The organism is Pseudomonas sp. MS646 (genome assembly GCF_036693845.1).
Taxonomy (GTDB): Bacteria; Pseudomonadota; Gammaproteobacteria; order Pseudomonadales; family Pseudomonadaceae; genus Aquipseudomonas; species Aquipseudomonas chlororaphis_E.
Genome location: NZ_CP144763.1, coordinates 4,588,741 through 4,615,690 on the forward strand (window position 1 = coordinate 4,588,741; position 26,950 = coordinate 4,615,690).

Genomic DNA, 26,950 nt, shown 5'->3' on the forward strand with positions numbered 1-26,950 from the left:
ATACTCGGGCCCGTTGTCGCTCTAACCATCAAGATGGTCGACATACAATCGATTGCGGTCTGACGATTTGAAACCAATGGCAAGTTTGTGATGGTTACCTTCATCATCGGTCAGGTAAACCTTCAGTTTCTGAGACCGTAATGGGTATAGTTTCACCCGTTGGTCCTGTCGAACACCGTCGGCATGTTCGCAGCGAAACAAACCGATCCGGAACTTGCCTTCGTCCAGCGCCTCACCCGGTTCCATCTCGGTTTTGAGTGGTAAGCCCAGGTGCTCGACCAACAGCGGGTCATAACGCATGACATTGGCATCGTTAGGCTTGGCCGGATCATTGAAGCCATAGCCGGTGTAACTGAACATGGTTTCATTGGGGGCGGGACTCTCCCATTGCACGATCGACTGCAGCCCTCGCACTTCAGCCGTCATGAAATCCACACCGACCTGACCCGAGCGACGATACGTCAACGCCCAGTAATCGATCGTCTTCAAGTACCAGTCGAAATCATAATCACCGTCCGAATCACTGCCGCCGCCCCCGTCCACACGCTTACGTATCAATGCATAGTCATCGATGTTGGGAGTGGGCGAGGGCATGGGTTCAAGGGTGATAATCCCATCGGTATGCCCCGGGTCACGGTCCGAACGCCAGGGGTTTCCCAACGAATCATTAAAAACCGCATAAAAATGGGTCGTCTGTCCGGAATGCCCTACCAAGAACAAGTTCACTCGATCCGTTATTGCCGTCGTCCCGCCAGGTTGCGTTTGTGCTGCAGGTGGCCCAGCGTAAGGTTTATAACGATTGGCGATCCTCGTCTGCGCCCACAGTCTATGGGTGACCGGAATATCGTCCTTCTCTATACCGTCTTGCAACGCCGGCACCTCGGGGACGTATTGGTTCGAGGAGACATAGACCATCTTCAGCGAGTCCATTTCTTCCTGGGTCAACCTGGCGCCATTGGTTTCAATCACGGCTTCCAGGGGCAGTTGCTGATAACCGTTGGCGAACAATCGCAGGGAGCGCAATGCCTCCAGGCTGAACTTCGAAAGGCCCGTCCAGCCAGGCTCTTCATTGTGGGTGGCCAGTTTTACGATGCTGTAGCCAGCATACAGAAGCATCCCCGCGCCGAAGATTTCGCACCGGACAATGGCATAGGGCCGAACGGCGGTCGCTGGAGCGGTATAGACCCCAGCGTTGCTGATCGTTCCCTCGCCGATCACCTGCCAGATACGCTCCACCGCTTCGGGAGCACCTGACTTCTCGGTGAATGTTATGGTTCCAGAGCGACGCACATCACTGGCAAATCGCGGTTCTATTTCCAGCGTTGGCGCCCCCCGGGTCAACACCACCGAGGCCTCGACCGACTCGCCCAGGCCATCTTCGACAGCGATGGTGTCGACGACGGTGAACTCGGGCAACTGCAGCAACTGAGCAGCGGAAGGGGGGGTATAGACGGCACTGCTGCCTTGTGCAGACAGTGTTCCATAAGTGGGCTGCCGCCAGGTCAGCGTCGTGCCGCTCAGGGCCGTCGCGACGAAGGTCACGGTATTCGTCGTCTGCCCCTCGATACGCGACACGACTGCCGGGGAAATCTTCATCGACTGGGTCGTTACCAGTAACAAGGCCTGGACTTCATGAATCAACCGCGTCTGAGGATCGACATAGGTGGCCTTAACGATGTTGCGCACCAGCTCCCTGCCCAGGTTGGCGGCGGAGACGGGTCGGTAAACGCCGGTCACCGGGTCGATCATACCGGCCGACGTATTCGAGTTGAGGCTGCTGACGCTCCACTCGACATCCGTCGCGACCCCATCGAGGTAAGCCTTGTATTCGACAGGCCCGCCGCCGGCTTTCACTACATGCACGCCAGGCTCTATGGTCAGCGATGTCCTGGAGGGGTCCAGGCTGCCGAATATCACCAGGTCTTTGGGCTCACGGCGGGTATGCTCCACGAATACGTTTTTTTCCCCAGGGAACAACAGGCTGTGGATCAGTTCCAGCTTCTCGTTATCGGATCGACTGACATACTCCTGGGCCAACACGATGGTGGCCGAATAGTCACCGTCATCGGGTATCAGGTAAGGAAAGCGTTCCGGGGAGGGAATCTCCCCGCCATGCTCGCTGCCCCGAAGCTTGACCATGACCACCACGGCGCCGTCGGCCGCATTTTTCGCGCCTGCCACTTCGGCACCAGGGGCTCGCTGGGTCAGCACGATGAAGTTGGTCGGGGTCAGGTCGCTGCCGCCCTTCAGATCAAGGATGCCCAGGACATACACCTGCCGTTCGGGCGGCAATGCCTTGAAGCGCTGGTCGAAGTACTCTCCGAGCTTCTCCCGGCTGGCCGCCGGCCCGGCGAGGTTGCAGGAAAACTTCGTGCCCTTGGACAAATCCAGCGTCACCCGGCCCAGGCGATCGACCACGCCCACCACCAGGGACAGGTCCAGCTCCACCGTCAGCGTATAACCGTGGGCTTCGGTGATGTCGAACTCATACAACAAACCACGGTTTTTTTCATGAACGCTGAAATTGCCGCCCAGAATACTCAACGTCAGCTTTGCCTTGGAGGTATCCAGGCGTGCGGGCTCGAACGACAGCAAAGGCTTGCCCAGCAGGACATTGGTCATCACACCATATTCGGTACCGGTGGCGTTCAGGTCCATCGTGCCGGAAAACACAGGTAGATAGCCGGTGCCGTCGTATTTCTCCAGCCATTGTTGCTGGAGTATCCGGTTGAGTTTCTCGCGATTGAAGACACATACCGCCCCCCAACCACGCGTGATCGAGCCTTCTTTCATTTTTTCAACAATGTCGGCAAGGGAATTACTGGCCATTTTGAGCGTCCTCGGCGAGTGCAGCGATGTTATCCAGATATCCTTTGGCCTTTTTGCGGACGTCAGTGTCCAGGTTGGTAGCTTCGAACTTGTCGTAGACCTCCCCGAGCAAGCTGCTCAGTTCATCGAAAGCGGAAGTTTGCGGGATTTCCGGTTGGGCTGGTTTTGGCGGAAGGGAGGCGAGAGGTAAAGGCAGTATGATGAACCCGTCGAACGTCATGCCCATCAAGTCGAGCAGCACGGTAATCAAGACAAACTGGCTGTTGGTCGTTTCACTGGCGGTGAATATCATGGTTGCAGGATCGATCGACCCAGCACCAGCGGGTAGGCAGGACCACGTCAAATACTGCGGGTCTGGATTCTGAGCGTTGAATGTTGGAATCAACTTCGTTTGGTTGGGGGGTAACCCTTGCAAATCGAAATCGATCACTATCATGGGCAAGCGATGCTTGAGCACTACCAGGGACGTCTGCTGTTGAGCGGTAGCGACGTTCTCCACGACGATTTCATCCACCGTAAAAGACGGGGAGCCGGTATCCTGCTTCGGTGGGGCGCGGTAAGTATTTTCCCCATTTTCATCAGCCCTTTCGTCGATGTCTCCGTCGCCATTGACACGCCACTTCAGCGCACCGCTCATGCTATGGGCGGAGAATTTACGGGTTTCGGGTTGCGCGCCTGAGGAAGCATTGCAGATCTCGATCAGGGGATTGAGGGTGATAGCCCTTGCCACCACCGTGACCAGCGCCCTGCTGATATGGCGGTCGCTGCCGCTACCGGGCCCGGTGGCAATGATCTTGACCCGTTTATAGGTCCCGTGGATGTCCGCCAATGGCGGCGCGGTATAGAGGCCGTTGGCGTCAATTCGCCCGGCCCCCGTGGCATTGCCGTCCAGATCCTCTACACGCCAAGTGACCCCTGAAATCTGGGGTTCGGTCCTGAACTGACGGGTTCCACCGTAGCCCAGCATGACTTCCACAGGGTCGATGGAGAACGTGGTCAAGCGGGGGTTGATCGCCCCGAACATGACCATTTCCCCGGTCAGATCGAGCGTCTTGAGTTGTACGGCATCTTCGGAGTTGAAAAAAAGTGTATGCAAGACAAAAACGTCGATGTCTTCCAGCCCATTGAATAGCGTCATCGCTGCGTTAGCGACATTTTCGCCCACACGAAACTTGAACTGGTCAGACTTCATGAAGTCCCTTACATCTGCGGGAAACTCCCCGAGCTCCGTATCATCCACTTGTAAATAGGTCTGATACTCTCTCAATTTCACTTCAAGTCGGCGCGAGCTCGGATCTATCGCAAAATTGTACTTAGCACTGAAGCCGAGCCCCATATTGAATGACTTTGCACCATTCAGATAAAAATTCATCTGACGCAGCCTATGCTCGCTTCCCATACCCACTTCAAAATAAGGCTCGCCACCGGCAGTATGATAAAGCGTCATGGTCAGCAAACTATCGGCATCTATATAGATGGGTATCGTGTAACCAAAAAAAGTCAAATATCGGCTACCAACTATGACTTGAAACTCCGGAACTTTTAAATAACCTTCAGTCCCTTCCTTAGCCTTGATCCTGAGCGTGAAACCCTGGCCATTGGTATCTCCCACGAACTCAGCCGTGGGCGCCTCGAATGCTCGCGCCGTCCCCTTACCAATAATGCCGTGCATGAAAAAACGACTGCCAAATATCACCAATGTATTGAGGTCAGATCGGTCAATGGGCAAGGGATAAGCCCAATCCTCTCCAGGGAAACCACCCTGCGGTTCGTCGTCCATGGCGATACGCACTTCGACGGCACCGTTGCCGAAATTCGCCGCCCCCCGCGTCGCCGCCCCTTGTTCCATGATGGTGCGCAGCTTGAATGACTGAGGTTTCATGAACTCCTGGGTGGTGTGTGCCAATTTCCCCAGGGAAAAAGTCCGTTTCTGCGGGTCGGCCTCCTTGAACTTGCGCTTGAAGAAAGCCCCGGCCATCCGCCGCTGATGCTCGATCCGATCGCCCTTCACCTCCCAGATATAGAGTTGGGACTCGGGCAGGCCCAAGTCCAGCACGACCTCGCCGTCCTTGTTCACCGTGCCCTGGATGTCTTTGAGCGGTACCCGGTTGGCCTCCAGTTTCGGATAGTCCAACGGGTCGAAAGAGCTGATCCGGTTGACCTGGGCAAAGCCTGCCAAATCGTCCAGCGATACGTTCTTGCCGCCGACTACCGCCATGCTCATGTTGACTTCGGCCGACGTTGTGTCGGGGTTGTTCTCGAAACTCAAGCGCGGTGCATCGGTGACATAGTCAATCAGCCAGCTCCAAGTGGTTTCCGATGACCCATACGCTTCATTGATGGGGGGCATGATAGAATGCTTGTCATGCTTCTCGATGTATTCCTGCAACAGCAACTGGTTGCACTTGCCCCGGTCGTACGCCACCAGCGCACTCCACTCACTGGTACGAGGTTTTAATTTGGCCCATTCCAGGTACTCATCAAGTGTTTTTCGGATCCCGGCCATGGTTTTCATCCTCTTTTAATTAAATGAAACGGCTCGACTGGACATAGGTGTCCGGACACCCTGTGCACAGGCAACTGCCCCTGTACTGGCGTGTAGGGCTTCCGGGGCAGGCTTGGGCGGAAACGGCGCAAGCGGCAACGGAAGGATGGTGAACCCATCGAACTCGATGCCGCCAAGTTCCATGAGCACCGTGATCAGAACGAACTGGCCTGCGCCCTGCTCGTTGGCGGTAAACAGGCCGGTGGTGGAATCAATGGACCCGGCCTCGGGGGGCATACATCTCCATGTCAAGGGCGCCGGTGGCGGCTGCCCGCCCACCAGGGCCGTCAACTGGGCTTGGTTGGGCAATACACCACTAAGGTCGACATTCAACGCCATCGCTTGCCGGTGATGATTCACAACGATCAAGGAACGTTGTCGTTGGCCGGTCGTGATGTTTTCAACGACCACTTCATCCACGGTGAACGTGGGGACACCTGGCGCTCGTACCGGCGGGGCGTGGTAGGTATTTTTCCCTTCGGCATTGGCCGTTTCATTGATGCGGCCATCACCCTCGACACGCCACCTCAAGGTGCCGCCAGCGCTGTGGGCCGACAGCTCCCGGGTGTCGGGAGCGGCATTGCAGGTATCGATCAATGGATTGAGGGTAATCGCCCGGGCCACTACGGTGATCAACGCCCTGCTGATGTGCCGCTCACTGCCTTGGCCAGGAGCGGTCGCGATGACCTTGATCCGTTTGTAGGTGCCTTGGATATCCGCCAGCGAAGGAGCGATGTAGGCGCCGGTCTGCGCATTCATTTGCCCGACACCGCAGGTGTTGCCGTCAAGATCCTCGACCGTCCAAGTGACCCCAGGTGTCGAGGGTAAGGTCTTGAACAGTTGGGGCTGGCCGTGGCTCAAGAGGGCCTGCACAGGATCGATCGTAAACGCGGATGCACGAGGACTGATCGAACCCAACAGGATCATTTCACCGGTCAGGTTGGCGGTCTTGAGCTGTACGGCATCCTCGGCATTGAAATAAAGCGTGTTCAACGTGAACAGGTCGATCTCGTCAAGGCCGTTAAATATTTGCAGCGCCTTGAGCGCAACGAGATTACCCAGGCTATTGGCGAACTCAATGCTGCGCACATAGCTGGCGACACTCGGGGGCAACAGCAGGTTAGGAATAAAATCTACATAGGCGTTAAACGAGTTCAGGTTCACATCCAGCCGGCGCGAGGTAGGATCGAGAGTAAAGCGGTAGATGGAACTCATGCCGAAACCCAGTGAACAGCGATAACGAATGCCATTCATCTTGCATACGATCGAGCTTTTCGAATTTTGCGCGCCCATGCCCACTTCCAGGCGTGGCGAACCGTCCGCACCCCGGTACAGGCTCATCGTGAGGCGGTGATCCTGGTTGATGTAGATCGGTACTCTGTAATCGAGGAACGTCAGGGTCTTACCGTTGGCGGTGACCTCCAACGGCGGGACCTCCAGATATCCACCACTTACCGGCCTTACCCCCAGCCATTCGACGAAGCCTTTCGCATCCGTCCTGCTGTCGAACCGGGCTTGCGGAACGTTGAAGGCCCGGGCCGTGCCCTTGCCGATCACGCCATGCATGAAAAAATGGCTGCCCAATATCGTCAACGTATCGAGATCAGACCGGTCGGAGGGCAACGGATAAACCCAGTCCTGTCCCGGTGAGCCACCTGCGGGCTCATCATCCATGGCAATGCGCATCTCCAGGGCGCCGTCGCCGAAATTCGCCGCGCCACGGGAAGCGGCGCCCTCTTGCATCACCGTGCGCAGCCTGAATTTCTGCGGTTTCATGAAGGCTTGGTTGGTGGGGGCCAGCATCCCCAGGGTAAAGGTTCGTCGGGCTAGGTCGGCTTCCTGGAACTTGCGTTTGAAGAAGGCGCCGGCCATGCGCCGTTCATCCTCCGTTCGCTCCCCTGTCACGCGCCAGTCGTGGCGCTGGGAATCGGGATCGCCCAAGTCCAACAACACTTTTCCAGCCTGGTTGACGCTGCCCTGGACGTCCTTGAGCAACACTCGCTCGGCCTCCAGGCATGGATAATCCAAGGGGTCGAAGGCACTGATATTCGTGATCCGGGCGTAGCCAGCGCTGTCGTCCAGGGTGACTTTCTTCCCGCCCACAATGGCTATGCTCAGGTTGACCTCGGCCACATTCGAAGCAGGATCGTTCTCGAAGCTCAGACGCGGGGCATCGGTGACATAATCGAGTAGCCAATGCCAGGTGGTTTCCGAGCTCCTGTAGGCTTCATTGATAGGGGGCATCACCGATTGTTGGTGATGTTTTTCGATGTACTCCTGCAACAACAGTTGGTTGCACTTGTTCCGGTCATAGGCAATCAATGCGCTCCACTCACTCGTACGGGGTTTGAGTGCGGCCCATTGCAGGTACTGTGCAAGTGTTTTCCGAGGCGCGGACATGATGCCTATGCTCTTCCCAGGGGGCGAAGTGAGTGACTCATCGAACGGACCTGAATCATCAAGTCGCCAATACGAACGTGGCGGGCTCGTATACGGTTTCCGCCCCTTGTTCATAGGTGAGGGTGACTTGCACACGCACACTTCCAAGTTTCAAAGGCTGGAAAGCAGAGGCCGCGAGCGTCGTCGAAATGGACCGGCCCGTGGCTTCCGGGCCGGTGACCGAATGGTTTGTAAAGATGGAAACGGTCAGCGGCTCATCATTGCTGTCCTTGCCCTCAATGACTGCGTTGACGATCTGGCCTTGGCGCATATATGGCCAACCCGGCAAGGTGAACAATTCACCCCCGGCGGGAATCCGGCTGATATGAATCGTGCCGTTGGTCTGCTGGGCTTGCGCCGATTGGATGGTTGGATAACGGCCTTTATCGATCGGCAATATGCGAACAGTGAACACTTGCGAAGGGACAGGTCCCGGATCTCCGTCCTGCAGAACGGTGTAATAAACCCGCACCGCCTTGCCCAGGTTGGCGGGAATATATTCCGGCGGAATATTGTAAGTTCGCCCACCCGAGGTCACGGGTGCCAGGGCAACATACTTGCCGCCGGTACCGTAACCGTCCCAATGCACTTTGACTTCGTCGTCCGGGCCGTAATTGGCGAGCGGGTCTATATCGATGGTCACACCGGACGCGCTCAGGCTCAGGACATCCAGCACGCCTTCGCCCGGTACCGGGTCGTCCGGGTCGGGTCGGGCGTTCTTGACGATGACCATCGGCAAGTCCAACGGCGTACGCACGTTGGCCTGGTACGGTGTGGCAGAAAGTGCGGTGCCGATCCAGGCGTATTCATAGCGCAGGTCGATTCCCGCGCCTTGGCTGGCGCCGAGCCATTTAGGGTCCAGCAGAAACTCGAAAAAACCCTTGTCCAGGGTCGACGCATCGACACTGGCCCGCAGCACCAGTGGCATCACACCGGTGGCTGACGAAGTGGCATGGCAGAGCAGTTCATCGCCGATGCTCATGCCGGGATATCCCTCGATGCGCAACGGCAAACCATCGGGAAACAGCAGCGGATTGATCGTACTGCCGTCATGCCCTTCGATGGTCAAGGCCGGCAGCAGCGCCGTGTTCGGAGCGCTAAGTTGCAAGGTTTGCCGGGCAGAGAACGTGGTTGCCTGGGCCGTACCGACGTACTGGATGCCGTAGTGCAGCTCAATGGAACCGTCTTCGACCCGCAGCAGATCGGAACGGTTGAGAAACAGGCCCAGGGGTTTACCCGCCTCGCCTTCCTGGATCACTTTCGGGTAGGCCAACGCTGGCGTGTATTCGCTGCCGTCGGGGTAGAACCTGCGGCAGTGCAAGGTGACCGTATCGCCCACCGCCATTGCCTGGTACGGCACCACCCAAGGCGTGATGATCGAATCCACCGCGTTCAGATCCAGGTGCAGGTCATGGGAATCCTTGATCTGGACCACTGGCAGTGCGATGACCGCCCTGGGGCGACGGCCGATGAAAAAGAACCGACGCAACGACTCGTCCCCCGGGGCCCCTCCCGGCTTTTTCACGCGATACGAATAAAACACACTGCCGTTGCGCAGCGCGTTCAGGACGCTGTACTCGATCATCACCGGCATGCCGTCGGGTGTGAGGGCATCGTCACGCACCTCGGTCTCATCGTTGAATTTGTCGATGATTTCACCGTGCTCGCCACAGCCGAACCAGCTGATGACGATTATGTCGGCGTCGGCGATCGTGTCGTACTTGACGAACGTTTCCAGATCCTGTCCCCCAAGACTGTCCAGGTCGAGAGCATTGTCCGGCCCCAACGTGGGGATGGTCGGCATTGGATTGGAGTCGGCTTGCGTCCGGATCGTCATGCTTCAGCGTCCTTATGCTTGGAGGGGCTGGGTCACTGTTTTTCGGTTTCTTTCTCCATAGGTGTACGCCCGAACGAGGGGGTTTGGAACTATCAGAAGTGTTAGGTTTGCGGCGGTGGATTTTCTGTTAGCGTTTTATGGACGCTTCACTTCATAAACCTTGGCAGCCAGGAAAAGGATTTATAGAAATGAATACTTTTAGACGAGGTTTTCCAGCTCTTTTCATTAGTCTTCTTATCTCCGGCTCCGCGTTGGCAAATGATCCTGGCACTAGCGATTCTACTGTTGAAAGTTCCGGGGTGGTAAAAGTTCGAGAGAATGATGGTGTTCGCGAATGCAGTATCCCAACTACTCCTGGAGACCATCATGTCAAAGACTATGGTTGTACAAATGACCAGGCGTATACGGTTCGTTTTGTCAACGTACCTTCTGCGCTGCATATAACCTTCTTTGACAATTCCGTACATGGATACTGCCAAAAAGATAAAAGCTGGGAAATAGAGGTTCGTACCCTCAAGAACCCCACCACTACAGACGATTATTTAAACCTCTCGGCAATGTACGGAGTCCCTGATAACACACTCATCGCGCCCGGTGTACTGAAAGTAAGAAGGCGCGATGGCGGCCCCATCAACGGTAGGCTGACTTGCGTACGCGTTGAAGAAGGAAAGTAAAAAATAACTCTAAAAGAGACCGTATTCATGGCCGCCAACACCGCCGTCCACTCCACCGCGTTCAACTTCCTCAGCTTCGTCAGATCCGGAGTCGACGCCCGCACCGGCCTGTACACCGTTTCCCTGTCACTACCGGAAGTGAAGACCTGCGAACTCAGCGGCCCCGTCATTCCGCTGTCGTTGAACTTCAATCCGTTGAATACCACCGATGCCGGCTTTGGCGTGGGCTGGGAGTTGGCCCTGACCCAATACGAACCCAGCACCCAGATCATTTCGGTGCATTCCGGAGAAACCTTCAGGGTGACGGGCCCTTATCCCGGTTTCGCCGATCGCTTGCGGATGAAAGAGCAGAAGATAGAGAACTTCAAGCTGTTCTCCCTGCCCGACAACCGGTTCAAAGTGGTCCACAAATCAGGACTTGTGGAAATCCTCGAACCCAAGGGCGCCACGCCCCAGGTGGCCGTGCCGGTGAAGATCTATTCCGCGCAAGGGCATGAGGTCACCCTTGAATACATCTCCGCCAATGGCAAGCCGATGCTCAGCGCGATGCGCGACAATACGGGCGCCGTGCTGCGGGTCACGCGCGAAACGGACAAGAATACCGTCACGTTCGCCCTGGGCATCGTCAATGGCACGCCTTCAGCCCAGGTGCTACTGAACCTCAAAAGCGATCGCGTCGATCGGATCACCCTGCCGACCACCGAGGGAGCCGGCTGGCGCTTCGAATACCGGCGGGAGAAAGGCCTGGACTGCATCAGCGAAGTCTGGACGCCACTGGGTGCCCATGAAACCGTCCTGTATAACGACAACGGTCATGGTTTCCCTGGCAACGACACGCAACGCAAATTACCCAGGGTGACCGACCACACCCTCGACCCGGGCGGTGGTAATCCGCCAACGGTCCTGAAATACACCTACAGCCCCGAGGGTCACAACTTTCTGGGCTTTGGCAGCGGCGTCGACTGGGATGACGATGGCCTGGACAACCTGTTCAAAGTCCTCAAGCCCTATTTCTACACCACGACTGAAAGCCTGATGGAGGGGACCGATACGGTGCGCAGCATCACCCGCACCTTCAACCGCTTCCACTTGCAGACCCAGGAAATCATCGCCCAAGGCAATCATCAGAAAACCATCCGGACCCGCTACTACGCCGACGATGACGACAAGCTGTCCTTTGACAACCAGCCACGGCAATGCCAATTGGCAAAAGCAACATCGACGCTATGGTCGATCAGTGACGACCCGCGTTTCTGGCGCATGGACCGGGAATTCAGCGAGTACGACATCCATGGCAATCAGACACTGCAGGTGGCGTCCAGCGGCATGACCGAAAGAATCAGCTATTACCCGGCTGAAGGCGTCAATGGTCTCTGCCCCCCAGACCCCCACGGTTTTGTGCGACATGTGCATGAGAAGACCGTAACGCCCGCCAGCAACCCCGAGCAGATCGCAGACCTTGCGCCCGGCGCGCCAACCCTGCGCACCCGGTTTCGGTATGAGTCCTTGCCACCTATCACCCCTGTCAACGCAAGCCCGATCACGGAACGCTGGTTGTGCGTCGTAGAGGAGCGTCTGTACGAAGTGCCTGATACGCCAGGCTCACCCTCCAACTCCCTGGCTCAGGAACCGATGGAGCGCCAGCTTTCCCTGACGGTCTTCGACTACATCGATGCGCCCGCCAACTCACTGACTCATGGCCGCCGTTCGCGCCAGGCCATTACGATGGGCGACGACAACGGGCCCACGTCATTTATCGACTACAGCTACACCAAGAACACCGCGAACCTGTCGTTACGCACCGAACAACGCTCTTCGACGGATTTCGACAGTACTGAACGCACGGTGGTGGACGAGCGCTCGATGCTCAACGGCGAACCGTTGCTGGTCACCGAAAACGGCATCCAGCACAGTTATCGCTACGACGCCCTGAACCGGGTGCTGAGCGAAACCCAGGCCCCCGACAGCGAATACTCCGCCTCGCGACGCTACAGCTACCGTTTGATCCGCCCTGCCGACGCCGGGCAGAACCCGGTCACGACCCAGGCGTACCAGCAACTGGAAGACGTCAAGGGCGTCAGGGTGCGCACTCACTTCGACGGGCTGAGCCGGGTCGTGCGCGAGGAAATGGAAGATCCCGATCACTCCAACGCCAGCTTCCGCGATATCTACACCGCGAAATACAACGCCAAGGGCTTCTTGATCGAAGAAACCGAAATCGACTGGCTGGAGACCACCGACCTGCGCCTGACCACGTCGTATACCTACGACCTGTGGGGGCTAGAGGACAGCCTGACCCGGCCCGACGGGGTCAAACAATGGACGCTCAACAACCCGATAGCCTTCACCACCGAAGAATGGATCGACGGCACCGCCCGCACCCGTACCGTCACCAATCGTTTCGACAAACCGGAGCGCATTGAACAAGTCGGGGTGGATGGACGCCTCATCAGCCAGACCGCGTATCAGTACGATGGACTCGGCAACTGCACCCAGGAGATCGACGAGCTCGGCCAGATCACGCGCTACCACTACGATGCTTCCGCCCGACTGACCAGCACCACCCTGCCCGACCTGACGATCATCCATAACACCTACGCTGCGCACTCCCCTGCCGAGCTGCGAACCGCAATTGAGGTCGAACCGGGCAATATCCAGATGCCCTTTCGCCAGGTCGGCGCGCAACAGTTCGATGGCCTGGATCGGCTGGTAAGCCTCACGGTAGGCCCCAGGACCCAGCAGTTGGTGTACGACGCCGGCCACTACCAACCCAAACACCGCGTCACGCCATCTGGTAACCAGATCGACTATCAATACAAGCTCGGCTTGAGCGAAACACCGACGCTGATCAGCACGCCCGATGATGAGTCCTCTTTCGAAATCGATCTGTTGGACGCCCGGCTCGACAGCTCGAAGAACAGCCAGGGCGAATACCAGTTCTCCTACGATGAGGCGGGACGCCTCATCGGCGAGAGCTGGACCGATGCCGTCGACAACAAAACCTACACCACCCGTTACAAGACCTCGCTCAAGGGCAGGCGCTTGAGCCGCACCGACATTGGCAACCACCAGACCCGGATGGATTACGACCCGCACAACGGACGGTTGCGTGGCATTGAACAAGGTCAGTTGCAGGCCGCGTTCGAATACGACGGGATCGGTCGTCTGTTCCGCACTACCAGTACCGACAAGACGAGCGGCAATACGCTGACCACCACCTTGGAGTTCGATGAACGCGGACGCGAAACCTTGCGCACCCTGGTGCTACTGGACGCACAAGGCCAACCGCTCGAAGCCGAACGCACCCTCGAATTGACTTATCTGGCCGACAGCAACGTGCAGAGCCGACACCTGAAGGTCGGCGGTGCCAGCGCCCTGCTGGAGACCTACAGTTACGATCTGCGCGGGCGCCTGGAGCGTTACCGGTGCTCGGGCAGCGACCTGCCCACGGACCGTTACGGCAACGCAATTATCAGCCAGTACTTCGAATTCGATGCCCTGGACAACATTATTTTTACGCGAACGGTCTTCAGCGACGGCCGGCTGGACATCGCCCATTTCACCTTTGCCGAAGATGACCCTTGCCAACTGGTCAGCGCTAGCCACAGTCACCCTGACTATCAGCACTTGGAAAGCCGTTTCAGCTACGACCCGGACGGCAACCTGGAACACGACGAGTTGGGCAAACGGCTGAGCTATGACAGCCTGGGGCGCCTGGTGCAAGTCAAGACGGCGGCAGGCGTCTCTCTGACGGCGTACCGCTATGACCCCCATGACCAATTGCAGGCGATTACCCCGCAAGGCGAGGCCCAGACCCTGCGTTTTTATCAGGGGACGCGCCTCACCGATACCCTGCACGATAATCATCATGTGCAGTTCCTCTACCATGAAGGCCAGCCCTTGGGCCAACAGACACCCGGTGACAACGACCAGACCCTGCTGTTGCTGACCGACGCCAAACGTTCGGTCATCGCCGAAAACCAGGGCAGCGAGGTGCGCAGTACCGTCTACGGTGCTTATGGCGAACGTGACGAAAATACCGCCATGCAAAGTCTGCTGGCCTTCAACGGCGAAGCGCTGGAAAGCACCGGATGGTATTTGCTGGGCAATGGCTATCGGGTCTACAACCCGAGCCTGATGCGCTTTCACAGCCCTGACGCCCTCAGTCCGTTCGGCGCCGGTGGCTTGAACTGCTATATGTATTGCGCCGGCAACCCGATCGTCTTCAGCGACCCGACAGGGCACGAGGCCCAGGGGCAGCTCCTCGATAACCCTTGGGTCAGCGCTGGCGCAGGGGTATTCACCATGCTCCTGGGTATTGCCATCTCCGTCCTGACACTTGACCCCGCTCCTTTCATCGCCGCAGTGGCGACCGCTGCCGGAGTGTCGTCGCAAACCGCCACGATAGCGACAGTGGCAGTGACTACGGCCGTCAACTCTTTGATAGTACCCACTGCGGTGGGCTCATCGGTCGCAGCGATAGGGGTGGATGTCGGATCGATGTTTATGCAGGATCCAGGCCTCGCCAGAGCTGCCATGTGGGCGGGAACAGCTATCGGAACAATTGGGATACCCAAGTTCAAGGTACCGACAATAAAGGTACCGGCGATAAAAGCACCGACGATAAAACCACCGACAAACTGGATACTGAAAGCACGGCAGCCGCAGCAATTGCGCAAACCGCTGCCACCCGCAAAACGAAGAGTATGGGAAGAAGGCTTCCCCACGCCAACAGCGCGTCCCTCTCAACGTGTAGATACCCCTCCCGTTTCTAAGGCCCCTACCCCCAGAGAGGGTCCAAGTCGGGCAGGCTCTTTAACCGTTGACGACAATTCAGTGTCCGTCACTCAGAGCGTGGAATCGCTAGGCAGCAGCGGTCCAACTCGGACAAGAGCCAGCGGCGAACTTCCTTCTGCCGTGAAAGATCTGTTAGCGAGAGACCAAGCCCTCCTGGAACGGAATGTAGTCTCAGGCGGCCAAATGTGGTACGCAGGTAGGCGAGCGGGCATGGCAGCCGAGATCGTGGGTATCCATATTGTCAACGCCAAACCCACCGCCTGACTCCAGGCCCTCTCGGAGGGCCTGGGTCCTGAATGAAACATCATCCAACAAAGTGCCACCTTCACCCCGCGATAAGTGAGAGTTCTCTCATATCCCCCTCGCCCCACCCCTTCCTAGAATCCGCCCCCGAGACACCGCCCGAACGGCGATGTCTCGCCTGCACCCTCCTGTCTTATCAAGGATTCGAATCAGATGAAAATCTCTGTACTGGCCGCCTCCCTGGGCCTGGTCGCCGCCGTGGCCGGCCATTCGGCGTTTGCCGCCACCAGCACTGGCCAAGTCAATTTCACCGGCATCATCAACGCCAATACCTGCCCCATCGACCCGATCGATCCGGGTACCGGCGCGCCGGGCCCGATCAACCTGGGCAGCGTTGCGGCCGTCGATTTCGGTGGGGTCGCCGATGCCGAGGCCGGTGGCCGCGAGTTTGCCCTGCGGGTCAAGGACGGGGCCGCCTGTGGTTTCGGTGCCAGTGATACCGCGCGGGTGACCTTCACCAGCACCCACGGCAACGCCGGCACCGGTGGCCGTTACTACGCGATCCAGATGGGCGGCGCCACCGGTGTTGCCCTGACCATCAAGGATGACGACAACACACACATCGACAGCGGCACGCCCTCCAAGGCCTATCCGCTGAACGCCACCGGTGAAACACGGATGATGTTCAGCGCCCGCTACCGCTCGACCAGCGCGACGGTGGTGCCCGGCCCGGTCATCGCCAACATCAACTTCGTCGCGACCTACCCGTAATGCCGGGCCCCGGGTCGCAAGGCCGACGGTCGTGCGACCCGGGGCATCGTTCGCCGAGCCATGAACGCCGCATCGACAGGGATCAACCATGTTTGCATCATTCAAGAAAACCCGCGCTGCCCGGGCGGTGCTCCTGTGCGCCTTGACCGCGCTGGCGTATGCCTCTTCCAGTCACGCCTCCTTGACACTGAGCACCACCCGCGTGATTTTCGACAGCGACAAACGCAGCGTCTCGCTGACCGTCGCCAACCCCAGCGACAAAGTGTTCGCAGTGCAGTCGTGGGTCAACACCCGCGCCGACGATACCACCACGGTCGTGCCGTTCCTGACGTCGCCCCTGCTGTTCAGCATTGGCCCCGGCAAGGAACAGCACGTGCAGATCAACGGCCTGCCCAACACGCTGCCCGATGACCGCGAAAGCCTGTTCTACTTCAATGCCCAGGAAATCCCCCAAGCCGAAGCGGGCATGACCAATGTGCTCAACGTCGCCATCCGCACGCGCATCAAGTTCTTTTACCGCCCTGCCGGGCTCAAGCAAAACCCGAGCGAACGCCTCAAGGATCTGCAGTGGTCCCTACGTTCGGTAGACGGCCAGACCAGTCTGCTGCTGCACAATCCGACCCCCTTCCACTACACCTTCCAGCGCCTGGAAGTCAGCGGCGGTGGGCGCTCGAAAGCCATCACGGAACCCACCATGGCCGCGCCGTTCAGCCATGAGGTTTATCCCTTGGTGGGCTTAAAGGCTGGTATCGCTGCGCAGGTGTCCTTCACCACCATCAATGACTACGGCGGCATCACACCGCTCGTGACCATGCCCCTCGGGCAGGACCGCTAACGCCCGCCTTCGCATTGCCAGGACACATGACCATGATCAGATCTTCCGAAGGTCGACGCGCGCGCGCGCGCCTGCGTCTGGCCCATTACCTGTTGGCCGGTGGCAGCGGTGTGCTGATTGGCACCGGGCAAGCGATGGCCCAGGCCCACACCGCATTTGTGTCGGGCTTCATGCGACAGGGGCCTGACCAAGCCGCTGACGCCGGCCAATTGGCCTTGCAGGCCATCGCCAACGAACAAGGCGTGCTGCCGGGTCGCTATCGGGTGCAGGTCAGGCTTAACCAGCAATTCATGGGTGAGCACGACATCGAGTTCATCGAGGCTGATTCAGCCGCCCTCTCGCCCTGCCTGAATCGCGTCCTGCTCGATCAGTTCGGCGTGAACGTCGAAGGTGTCGCTGATGCGAAATTACTCGAGCACGCGTGCATCGATTTGCCACGTCTGATTGCCGGTGCCCGCAGCGATTTCGATGCAGGGCTCCTGCAGCTCGACCTGTCTGTGCCGCAGCTCGCCATGCGCCGCAAAACAGCCGGGTATGTCGACCCGCAACGTTGGGACTACGGCATCAACGCGGCGTTTCTCAACTATCAGGTTTCGGCACAACAGGGCACTACCCGCTACGCGGGGCATAACGACAGCCAGGACCTGCTGCTCAACGGTGGCATCAACCTGGGAGCATGGCGCCTGCGCACCAACCAGAGCGCACGCCAGGACAGCGCAGGCGGCAGCCACTGGACACGCGCCTACACCTACGCTCAGCGCGACTTGCCTGGCATGCACGCGAACCTGACGCTGGGTGAGGCCTTCAGCGGCGGCGACGTGTTCAAGAGCGTTGCGCTCAAGGGTGTGATGCTCAACTCGGATTCGGGCATGCTGCCCGATGTCCTGCAGAATTATTCGCCTGTCGTACGCGGCGTGGCCTTCAGCCGGGCGCGCCTGGAAGTGCGCCAGGGCGGTTTTCCGATCTATGCCACCTATGTCAGCGCCGGCCCGTTCGAAATCGACGACCTGAACACCGGGGGCGGCAGCGGCGAACTGGAAATCATCCTCACCGAGGCCGACGGCCAGGTCCGGCGCTTCACCCAGCCTTATGCCTCCCTGGGGAACCTGCTGCGGGAAAACGTCTGGAAATACAGCGCCGCCATCGGTCGCTACAACGCCACCGGACACATCGATGCCCCTTTACTCTGGCAAGGCACGCTGGCGGCCGGCATCGGTTGGGGGGCGACCCTCTACGGCGGACTTCAAGCGAGCGAGTACTACCAGGCCGCCAATCTGGGGGCGGCCAGGGATTGGGGGGCGATGGGCGCCCTGGCACTGGACGTGACCCGCTCCAGCGCCGACATCAATACCCAGGACAACGGTTCCGTACAAGGCTTGAGTTATGCGATCAAGTACGGCAAGACCTTTGACTCACGGATCAGCCTGCGCTTTGCCGGTTACCGCTACTCCACCGAAGGCTATCGCGATTTCGATGAGGCCGTGCGCCAGCGCAGCCTGGACTCAACGTTCCGAGGCAGTCGGCGCAGTCGCCTGGAGGCTTCCCTCTACCAGGGCCTGGGCCAACAAAGCTCCCTGGGCCTGACACTGTCCCAGGAGGATTTCTGGCGCAGCGACTATCAGCTTCGCCAGTTTCAATTCAACTTCAATACCCGCCATCAAGGCGTGAACTACAGCCTGTACGCCGGCCAATCGTTGCGCAGCAGCCAACAGTCGAGCGATCGGCAAATGGGCTTGAGCGTGTCCTTCCCCCTGGACATCGGCCACACCAGCTCCGTCAACCTGGACCTGCAGAAAACCGGCCAGACCTTGAGCCAACGCGCCAGTGTGACCGGCAGCATGGATCAGAACCGCCTCGGTTATCGTGCCGGGGTCGTCAATGAGGACGGTCGCCAGCAAGCCGCCGAACTGTCGATGAGCTACCAGATGCCCGCCGGCAATGTCGGCGCGGGGCTGAACTACGGCAGCGCCTACCGCAACCTGTCGGTCAACGCCGCCGGCGCCGTAGTGATGCATGGCGACGGGGTCGAGTTCGGCCCCTACCTGGGGGAAACCGCCGGCTTGGTTGAAGTGCCCGGCGTGAAGAATGTCGGCATCGTCAGTTCACCGGGAGTGCGGACCAATGCCCGCGGTTATGCCCTGGTGCCGTATCTGCGCCCTTACCGGGTCAACCAGATCGAACTGGACACCGACGAACTGGGGCCGGACATCGATCTGGACAATGGCACGACCCAGGTCGTGCCTCGACGAGGAGCACTGGTCAAGCATTCGTTCGCCGCCCGCAGCGTCCAACGCGTGGTCATCACCGCAACCTTCCAGGGGCGCCCGCTGCCGTTCGGTGCCCAGGTCAAGGATGCGCGAGGCCAGACCGTCGCCGTGGTCGGTCAGGGGGGCGTGGCGCTGCTCAACACCGACGGCCATCCGCAGGCGCTCGACGTGGCCTGGGGCGACGAACCCGGGCAGCAATGCCGCCTGTCCATCGCTCCCCAGGACATGACGCTGTCCCAGGGCTATCGCTTGCAATCAGCCGACTGCCAATGACGCACTTCATCCAGGCGGTTGTCGTCGCTGCAACTGACGCCGTTATTAATCGCAGGAAACCTATTTGATGAAATCAGCATCAGGACCTTTGTTCGCCATGATCGGCGTACTGGCTGGCTGCCAATTAACTCAATCCGCCCAGGCCAACACGTGTCGCTGGGACGCCGCACCGGGCCCGATTAATTATCAAGCCAACCTGGGCACGGTCTATGTACCCCGTGACGCAAGTATCGGCAGTGTCATCGGTGTCATTGACCAATTCGTCTTCAGCAACAGCCCCGGCCCCTCTATCACTTGCAACAACGACGGCAGCGTAACGCTGGACTTCAATGCCTTGAACGTGGCGCCCCTGGAACATCGGGTCCGCAGCCTGTTGGGCGGTGCGGGCAGCAGCGACAAGATACTGGCAACCAACGTACCGGGCGTCGGTGCACGCATTACGCTGGACGCCGGGTTCGATGGACAGTCAGGTAACGCGTTCGTACCGATCGGCAGCCCGGTGGTGCCGTTCGATGCGCGATTGGCCCAGAACCTGATCGTCCCGTTCAACCTGTCCAGGCTCAGGAGCAAGGTTACCCTGATCAAGACCGGCCCCATCGCGCCCGGTCCCCAGGTGGTGAACCGCCATATGTTCGACGGGTATTTTTCCACGATTGGAAAGGGCTTCGGCTACAGCTTGAACGCAACGGTCATGCAGGCCCAATGCGCGGTGGGCGCCAACCCGGTGAGCGTCGACCCGGTGCCGCTGGGTGATTGGCAGGTCTCGGACTTCACTCACCCAGGCTTCACCACGCCGCCAAGCCGATTCACCATCACCTTGTCCAATTGCGAGGCGGACCCGACCCAGGCCAACCAGGCCAATGCCCACATTCGCCTGGACGGCGCCGATGGTTCGCTGCCTGAAGGTGACGGCAGCAACGGCGTGTTCAGCCTGGGCAACGGCTCGACCGCCAGCGGCGTGGCCATCCAGGTATTACGCGGCGACGGTGTGACACCCGTACCCCTGGGCACGGATGTGTCCTTTGGAGCGATTGAAGACGGACGCAACAAAAGCCTCGACTTCAGCGCGAACTTCTACCAGACCGGCAACATCGGGCAAGTCGCGCCAGGCATTGCCCGAGGAGCCTTGAGCTTCACGATCACCTTCCAATAACGCACCTATCCCCACACAGAAGGCCTGGGCCGGGCACAGGCTTCTGCCGCCCGGATCACTCAAGCAGCGTAGGGGTCAATGTATCGAACCGGATCCAGTTGGCACCTTGATCAAAACTGACCTTGGTCTCGACGGTGAATTTCTGATTCGCCACAAGAGACGACATGAACCTCTGCGATACCTTCACATGAATGCCCGCAGACACTTGTGCCGGCAAGACCTGATGCGCATTGAGGACGACCTCGCTCACAGTCTGGGCATTGGCATTCCTGCCCGTGACCGTGACGGTCACCAGACTGGCCTCGCTTATAAAGGCCCACGCTCGCTGATGAACGGGCAACCCCGCCGCGGGGATGCTTGTCTTGGAAACGGGATCGGTAAAGGGAGACTCAAGCTGCGGCACATGGAATCTGTGGGTCGGGTATGAGAGAACCTGCAGCGTCAACGTCCCGGATTTTTTTTTCGAAGTGTCCGCCAGGACTACGTCGTAATACACCGGCAGTTGCTTGTTGAACGCCGCGGCGATATTGGCCGCCGGCACGCGCACCTGTTTGGTCCCCCATGGCACGGGAATGGCGATCGCCCCCACCGTGCCCGGCTCGCCAAATTGCATGTGGACGACGTCATCGTCGTAGTAGACGGCGTCGTCAGGGATCTGCGCCGTAGCACCGGCAACGGCTTTCTGTGGATCCAGGTCCGCATACTCGGCAGGGCTGCCTTCGGCCTGAGTGATCCACGGCCGTGGAACGAAATGCGGCGCGCGCACCACTGAGACCAGTATGGATACCGCCGTGGACTCGACGGATCGATTGCCCGCCCGGTCGGTCACGTGATAGGAAATCGAGCGCATGCCGTCGCCCATGGCGCGTATCAGCGCCTCGGGAAACTCAAGGTGAATGGGGTCTTCGTAATTATCCCGGTCGAGGTCCTTGGTGACCTCCTGGTAGTGACCATTGTTCTCGTTCAACCACTTGGCGGTGATCCTGTCGCCAGGGGCCGGCTCGTCCAGGTATGAGGGGACCGTCACGGTGACGACCCCGTTATGCTCGTCGAGGTACTGTTCGGAGAGGCCGTTCTGGATGAGGTCCGGATCGATCAACAACGAGTCGTTGAACGCCAGGACAGGTGCCTGGGTATCGAGCGTGATCACCAGTTCCAGGGAGTTGTCGGGCTCGCCGTTGTAGGCCTTTGCCGTGTAACGCAATCGACGCCGCCCGTCGTTGTTGCGCAACAGCCTGGCGGGCACCGTCACATAACGGTCCGAGGCCTCGATCGGGGCATTCCAGGTACGGCAATCGATCGAAATGTCATCAAGAAACAACTCAACCGATTCCTCACCCTTCTCCGGATCAGAGTATTCCCAGAGTTCGAACCAGACTTTCAGGTCGTCGTGGGTGGCGGCTTCCGGCAGCAGATTGAGTTGGCCGCCGGGGATGTTGTCGAGCAATTCCACCACGCTGGGCTCAGGCAATGTTCGGGAAGCATTCGAAGATGTTGTGTTTGCTGGCTCGCTCATGAACAGGACTCCTCAATAAAACGCGAGGACCACGGCCACCGCCGTCCTCCTCGCATCGTGTCAGGAACCTTGAACGCGTCGTGCTGCGTCAGCCCATCGAATTACCAGCTATAACGCACGCCCACGTTGGCTCCCCATGGTTGGTCGATCTTATTGCCGTTGCTGTAATCGAAATCGGCGTGGACCGACACCTTGTCGGTCAAGCTCATGGCCACCCCCGCACCCAGTTCGCCACGAGAACCGGAGAGGTCGTTGTTGAACGCGTTATCGTTGACCTTCACTTCGTTGTTCTTGGCGAATTCGTGTGCGTAGGCGGCACGAAGATAAGGCTGCACCACTTTGCCTTCGCCCAGGTTGAAGTTACGCCCGACCGTCGCGCCGACTTTGCCCAACAGCGAATGCGTGCGGTCGCCTTCGGCGGACAAACCGTTGTCCAGGTCGTAATCCTTGCCCTGGATGATCACGCCCGACAATTGCGTATAGGGTTCGACGAAATAGTCGTCAGCCAACTTGATGTGGCGGCCAAACTCCAGGGATGCACCGACGCCATGGCTGTCATAGTTGCCCTTGGTCTTCTTGCCGTCGCTGAGCTGGACCTTGGATTCATTCTGGAAGCGGTTGAACTTGAGCACGCCGTCGAAGTAGTAACCACTCTCGTCATCCAGCCAAGTGGTGTAGGCACCGAGGTAGTAACTGTCGACTTCGCCCGTCGTCCCGCGATTCAAGTCCAGGTCAGATTTGCTGTAGCCACCCAACACCCCCACCAACCATTGGCCATCACCCATCGGCAACGGTGCGTCGGCACCGAACGACAGGCCCTGTTGGGTTTGTTTGTAAGCCACCCCGGAACTGGCGTTGACATCGAACTTGTTGCCGTAGGTCCGAATCCACCCACCGGCCTTGCCCTGGTCCCTGCGCACTTCGCCCATGCGGCTGCGCAAGGTGGAAAGCTCGCCGTACCAGACCGTGGGAGCGGCATTGAACAGTGCGATCACCGATTGGGTGCCGGGGCTGATGATTTTCGAAGCAGTGTTCAGGTACCAGTCGTTGTCACCTTGCTTGATCAGGTTGTAGGAGTAGGCACCCAGGTCCACTTCGCCACCGTACAAGGAAAACTGGGCATCGCCACCGCCGATGTGAACCACCGGAATGGAAGCGGCCGTGCCCGGCTCCGAACCACTGCTGTCCAGTGCCACCAGATGGTTGCCGGTGGCTGTTCCGGTCACGGTCAGCGTATCGACCTGGCCCGTGGCAAAGTTGGTATGCATAAAGAACGTGCCGTTGCCCGACAGCTCGCCCACGGTCAGTTTGAAGAACTCCCCAGGGTTGCCGAACTGGATGCCGCCACCGTTCATGGAGAGCTTTTCCACTTCGCCATCGCCGACCATGATCCAGCGGGCTTCGTTGTTGACCGCCAGGCTCTGGACGTTTTCCAGGCGACCGGTGAGCGTCGCAAAATTGTCGAAAACCACATCAGCGCTGCTGCCTTGCTCCACGATGATGTCACCGATCAACTGACTGTTATCGGCCTTGAAGTTCGCCGAAGAGCCATTGACCACTTCCACCAGCTTGCCGTTGCCGCCCACCAGGGTCGAGCCGTTGTTGACTTCGATATTCACCCGTTCGTTGTTGGTCTGGGTCTGGCCGTCGACGAGGATCGCCGAGCCGGCCAGGCCTTCGACGTGGGAGTTGTTCAGGATCAAAGCGTTGTCGGCGGACAGGTTCAGGTCAGCGAACAGGTACACTCCGTTGCGCCCCCCCACGATGGCGCTGTCGGTGGCGGAAATCCTGCCGCCGAAACTTTGCACGCCGGAGCCATTGGCGTTGCTGCCAGTCACGATGGAACCGGCCTCGAGAATCAATTGGCTGCGGGCGCTGACGAGGGCCCCCACTCGCCCACCGATGATCTCGCTGTCGCTGACCACCGCGGTAGATCCACCAGTGGCTGCTGTTGCCAGACGCAGCCCGACGTTGCTGCTGACGACTTTACTGCCGTTGGCGATGTTCGCTTCGCTGCCCGCCAATTCGACGCCGTGGGCATTGCCTTGAGCGGTAACCTGGGTATCGCTCAGATTGATCGTCGACCCGCCGGATGCACTGATCTGGTAAGTCGTGGCGCCATTGGCCGTCAGCTTGCTTTCGGTCTCCACCAGGTAATCGTCAGGCGCCGTGTTGGCATCGAGGGTCTTGGACGCACCGTTTTCGATGAGCGTCTGCGCCAGGCCGGTCGGGCTGAGCAGCAATAACGGCGCGAGGGTCACGAGCTTGAGGAAACGCGCAAGTGGCGTGATAGAGAATGCGTGGCTGACGGGCATGGATAACTCCTGGATGAACAAGCTGTCTGGCAACCGTCAAGCCTGGCGTTTTACTGCCTGGACCCGGACGATCAAAAGGCGGCAATCCTAAGCACTCGCTTCCCGGATATATGTAGGATTTATCCCTGCATTCGTGAGACTTTTCTCATTACATCCGTATGAAATATCAATGTAGCGCCCCTGCCATGCGTCCGCATCAGCGTGCAGACCCGGGCGAGCAAACGCCCGGGTACCGCTTGAAAGTCAAGGCTTCGGTGGCCTTGGGATTTCGCACGGCGTGTTCGGCATGTGGAAAGCCGTGATGATGGTCAGAGGCTCCGATTCAATTTTTTCCGTGCCGTCATGGTGGGAGTACTGGACTTTCACCCGCCCCCTGCGATTCGTTGCCGCGTTCTCGTCATAAAGCGGCAGGATGTGCGTCACATACGGTTCTACTCGCCGAATGAAGCCGGTAAGCGGTGTACCGGCATCGCCCAGTGTGTAGTTTCGCGTGAATATCGCACCGGTGATCGGGTCCTCCGGGTCGTTCAGAAACTCCCCTCTCATGGGGGTGAAGACGAACTCGATTTCGTCGCCATCCTTGAGCAATCCGGTGAGGTCAGGGATCGCGACCTGGAGCGCGCCATCGTCATCAAGCGCCGAGCAGCCTGGATAAAGGTTAGAGATGGTGGGAAAACTCGCAGGCGGCAGTTCAACCGCAATGGCATTGACGTTGACCAGGGTTGGAGTGGATTCCAGATCGTTCTCGATGCCTGCCGCGCTCAATTGATAGTGCACCGGCACCTCGAGGCCATTGCCACCGTCCTTGATGTAGGTCCAGGGGATATCGACGGTTTGCTCAGTGCCCGGCGTATGAATCGAATCATCGAAGGTTAACTGGGCTTCAACGACACGCGCGCCATTCCAGAAGAAATCGATGACATGGCCGTTGACCGCCTCGGCGTACCAGGTAAAGGTGAATCTCGCCAGGTTGTTCTTGTCGGCCCGCGTCAACTCGTTGGTCCGGCTGCCATCCATATTCTTGACCACACCTAGCAACAGGCTTGGATGCACCGGATCCGGCCAGTCGATAGGCGGCCAGGGGATCCAGGGGATCGGTACCTGGAAGTTGACGTCGATATCGATGTCTTCAGGTCCGAACAGCCGGCTTTTACGCACGACGTGATAACTGATGTTGGTCTCCTTGTCGCCCGTGGTGTTCTGGCCGTATTCCTGAAGCATGAGGAGTTTCGGCTCCACCGGAATCTCGATCCTGGCCGGCGGGTTAGGTCCAACGGAAACGTCCTCCAGCGTCGTCCCCCCCCACTTCAATCGAATGAAGTCATAGTTCTTGTGATTGTCATACAGGGGGATCCAGACACTCACCCCCGACAACGCATGCTCGACCACCAACGGCCCCGGATCCGCTTGGGGGACCTCCGGTGCTTGCAGGTTGGCCGGTAGCGGTCCGAAAGTGAGGCTTATTTTCTGCCAAAGCGACAGCACGCTGGTATTGGTCGCCTTGTCGATCAAAACGTAGATGAACACGCATTCGGCATCGCCAAACTCACGCACGAGGTCGCCATCGATTTCTATCTCGGTGTCCGTGATGCCTGGGGCGGGGACATTTTCCAAGAAAATCGGGGTAAGCCCGGTGGGTTCGTCAGGAATGTGGGCAGCGTCCACCAGATAAACGGCGATTCGATCAGTCGCTTGCCAATCGGCATAACCAGGGATCGTGGCCTTCAGCTTGCTGCCCGGGGACAGGTTGTCGTCATCGAGGTAGGTGGTTGCGAAGGTCAATGCTTGCGGCGGAGCACGGTCGTAAGGTGGCACTCGGTCGCAAAAGAGTGGGGTTGTAGGGGATGGGTCTGGTTCGGTTCCGTTATAGGTGTAATGGTCATATCTCACGCGGCAGGGGGAGTTTAGTGGAAGATCCTCGATCGGGATGAGCATTGGGTAGGGGAAGGTTTCCGGAAACTCGGTACCGCCCGCGGGTATGACGAATTCGTGTTCTGCCACGACCTCGAAACGACCGGCGCCAGTGCGATCGAACATTACCTTGATTGTCTCCGGGGTTTCCGGAGGTGGAAGGGTAGACCACTCAGGAATTTTCACTCTCAACCCGTTACTCAGACTGGGGCCGTTGAGCAGACCCGTACTGATGTCCATTATGGGATGATCAATGATTATGGAATGCTCGCCCAACCCCGCCTGGTGCTCGGTGCGCTCCCTGAGATAAGTGCTGTTTGCCTCACGTCGCGCCCGTTTATTACCTGCATTTGCCATGCTATCGCTCTCCCATTGACGACGTTCAGCCATTGAGACGCCAATGGCCATCCAAATTCCTGGCAGACCGATAACACCGGACACGACACAACCCTTCCCATCGCTCTGCGTGGCAGCTAAGGCCTTGAGCGAATTAAGCACCGGTTCTCAACGAGGCGATACTGTCAGAGTTGACAGGTCACCCAGCC

Annotated in this window: 13 protein-coding genes; 6 read left to right on the forward strand and 7 right to left on the reverse strand. The window is 58.8% G+C overall.

Annotated elements, in window-relative coordinates:
* Positions 1–21: 21 nt before the first annotated feature.
* Genes V3H56_RS20100 through V3H56_RS20115 form a run of 4 tightly spaced genes read right to left on the reverse strand, consistent with a single transcriptional unit; the run spans position 22 to position 9,650 of the window.
* Positions 22–2,829, reverse strand: coding sequence for a hypothetical protein (locus V3H56_RS20100; RefSeq protein ID WP_338473795.1), 2,808 nt, complete (start codon positions 2,827–2,829; stop codon positions 22–24).
* Complete coding sequence (locus tag V3H56_RS20105; protein WP_338473796.1) at positions 2,819–5,335, reverse strand: hypothetical protein; 2,517 nt, start codon at positions 5,333–5,335, stop codon at positions 2,819–2,821. Before V3H56_RS20105 ends, V3H56_RS20100 begins: the two co-directional genes overlap by 11 nt.
* Positions 5,336–5,350: 15 nt before the next feature.
* Positions 5,351–7,774: a hypothetical protein gene (locus V3H56_RS20110; RefSeq protein WP_144419402.1), complete on the reverse strand. Its 2,424-nt coding sequence runs from the start codon at positions 7,772–7,774 to the stop codon at positions 5,351–5,353.
* Between the two features lie 58 nt (positions 7,775–7,832).
* Positions 7,833–9,650 carry a hypothetical protein gene (locus V3H56_RS20115; protein ID WP_338473797.1) on the reverse strand — a complete coding sequence of 606 codons (1,818 nt, stop codon included), beginning with the start codon at positions 9,648–9,650 and terminating at the stop codon, positions 7,833–7,835.
* Positions 9,651–9,838: 188 nt separating this feature from the next.
* Here V3H56_RS20115 and V3H56_RS20120 point away from each other — a divergent pair, with 188 nt between their 5' ends.
* From V3H56_RS20120 to V3H56_RS20145, 6 genes are all read left to right on the forward strand, one after another.
* Positions 9,839–10,324, forward strand: a complete 486-nt coding sequence (locus V3H56_RS20120; RefSeq protein WP_144419403.1) for a hypothetical protein — start codon at positions 9,839–9,841, stop codon at positions 10,322–10,324.
* Positions 10,325–10,351: 27 nt separating this feature from the next.
* On the forward strand, positions 10,352–15,385 hold the full coding sequence (locus tag V3H56_RS20125) for an RHS repeat-associated core domain-containing protein (RefSeq protein WP_338473798.1): 5,034 nt from the start codon (positions 10,352–10,354) through the stop codon (positions 15,383–15,385).
* A gap of 192 nt (positions 15,386–15,577) precedes the next feature.
* On the forward strand, positions 15,578–16,135 hold the full coding sequence (locus tag V3H56_RS20130; protein ID WP_047736519.1) for a fimbrial protein: 558 nt from the start codon (positions 15,578–15,580) through the stop codon (positions 16,133–16,135).
* Positions 16,136–16,223: 88 nt separating this feature from the next.
* Entirely contained in the window at positions 16,224–16,970 is a 747-nt protein-coding gene (locus V3H56_RS20135) for a molecular chaperone (RefSeq protein ID WP_338473799.1), read from the forward strand.
* Positions 16,971–17,002: 32 nt separating this feature from the next.
* Positions 17,003–19,510, forward strand: a complete 2,508-nt coding sequence (locus V3H56_RS20140; protein WP_338473800.1) for a fimbria/pilus outer membrane usher protein — start codon at positions 17,003–17,005, stop codon at positions 19,508–19,510.
* A gap of 67 nt (positions 19,511–19,577) precedes the next feature.
* Positions 19,578–20,663, forward strand: a complete 1,086-nt coding sequence (locus tag V3H56_RS20145) for a fimbrial protein (protein ID WP_338473801.1) — start codon at positions 19,578–19,580, stop codon at positions 20,661–20,663.
* A gap of 55 nt (positions 20,664–20,718) precedes the next feature.
* Here V3H56_RS20145 and V3H56_RS20150 read toward each other — a convergent pair whose 3' ends face one another.
* The 3 genes from V3H56_RS20150 to V3H56_RS20160 all read right to left on the reverse strand — a co-directional run bounded on the left by V3H56_RS20150 (position 20,719) and on the right by V3H56_RS20160 (position 26,813).
* Complete coding sequence (locus tag V3H56_RS20150) at positions 20,719–22,179, reverse strand: hypothetical protein (protein WP_338473802.1); 1,461 nt, start codon at positions 22,177–22,179, stop codon at positions 20,719–20,721.
* A 101-nt stretch (positions 22,180–22,280) separates the two neighbouring features.
* Positions 22,281–24,494 (reverse strand): autotransporter outer membrane beta-barrel domain-containing protein, encoded by a 2,214-nt coding sequence (locus tag V3H56_RS20155; RefSeq protein ID WP_338473803.1) that lies wholly within the window; start codon positions 24,492–24,494, stop codon positions 22,281–22,283.
* Positions 24,495–24,737: 243 nt separating this feature from the next.
* A complete protein-coding gene (locus V3H56_RS20160; RefSeq protein WP_338473804.1) occupies positions 24,738–26,813 on the reverse strand; it encodes a hypothetical protein in 2,076 nt (691 codons plus the stop codon).
* Positions 26,814–26,950 lie beyond the last annotated feature (137 nt).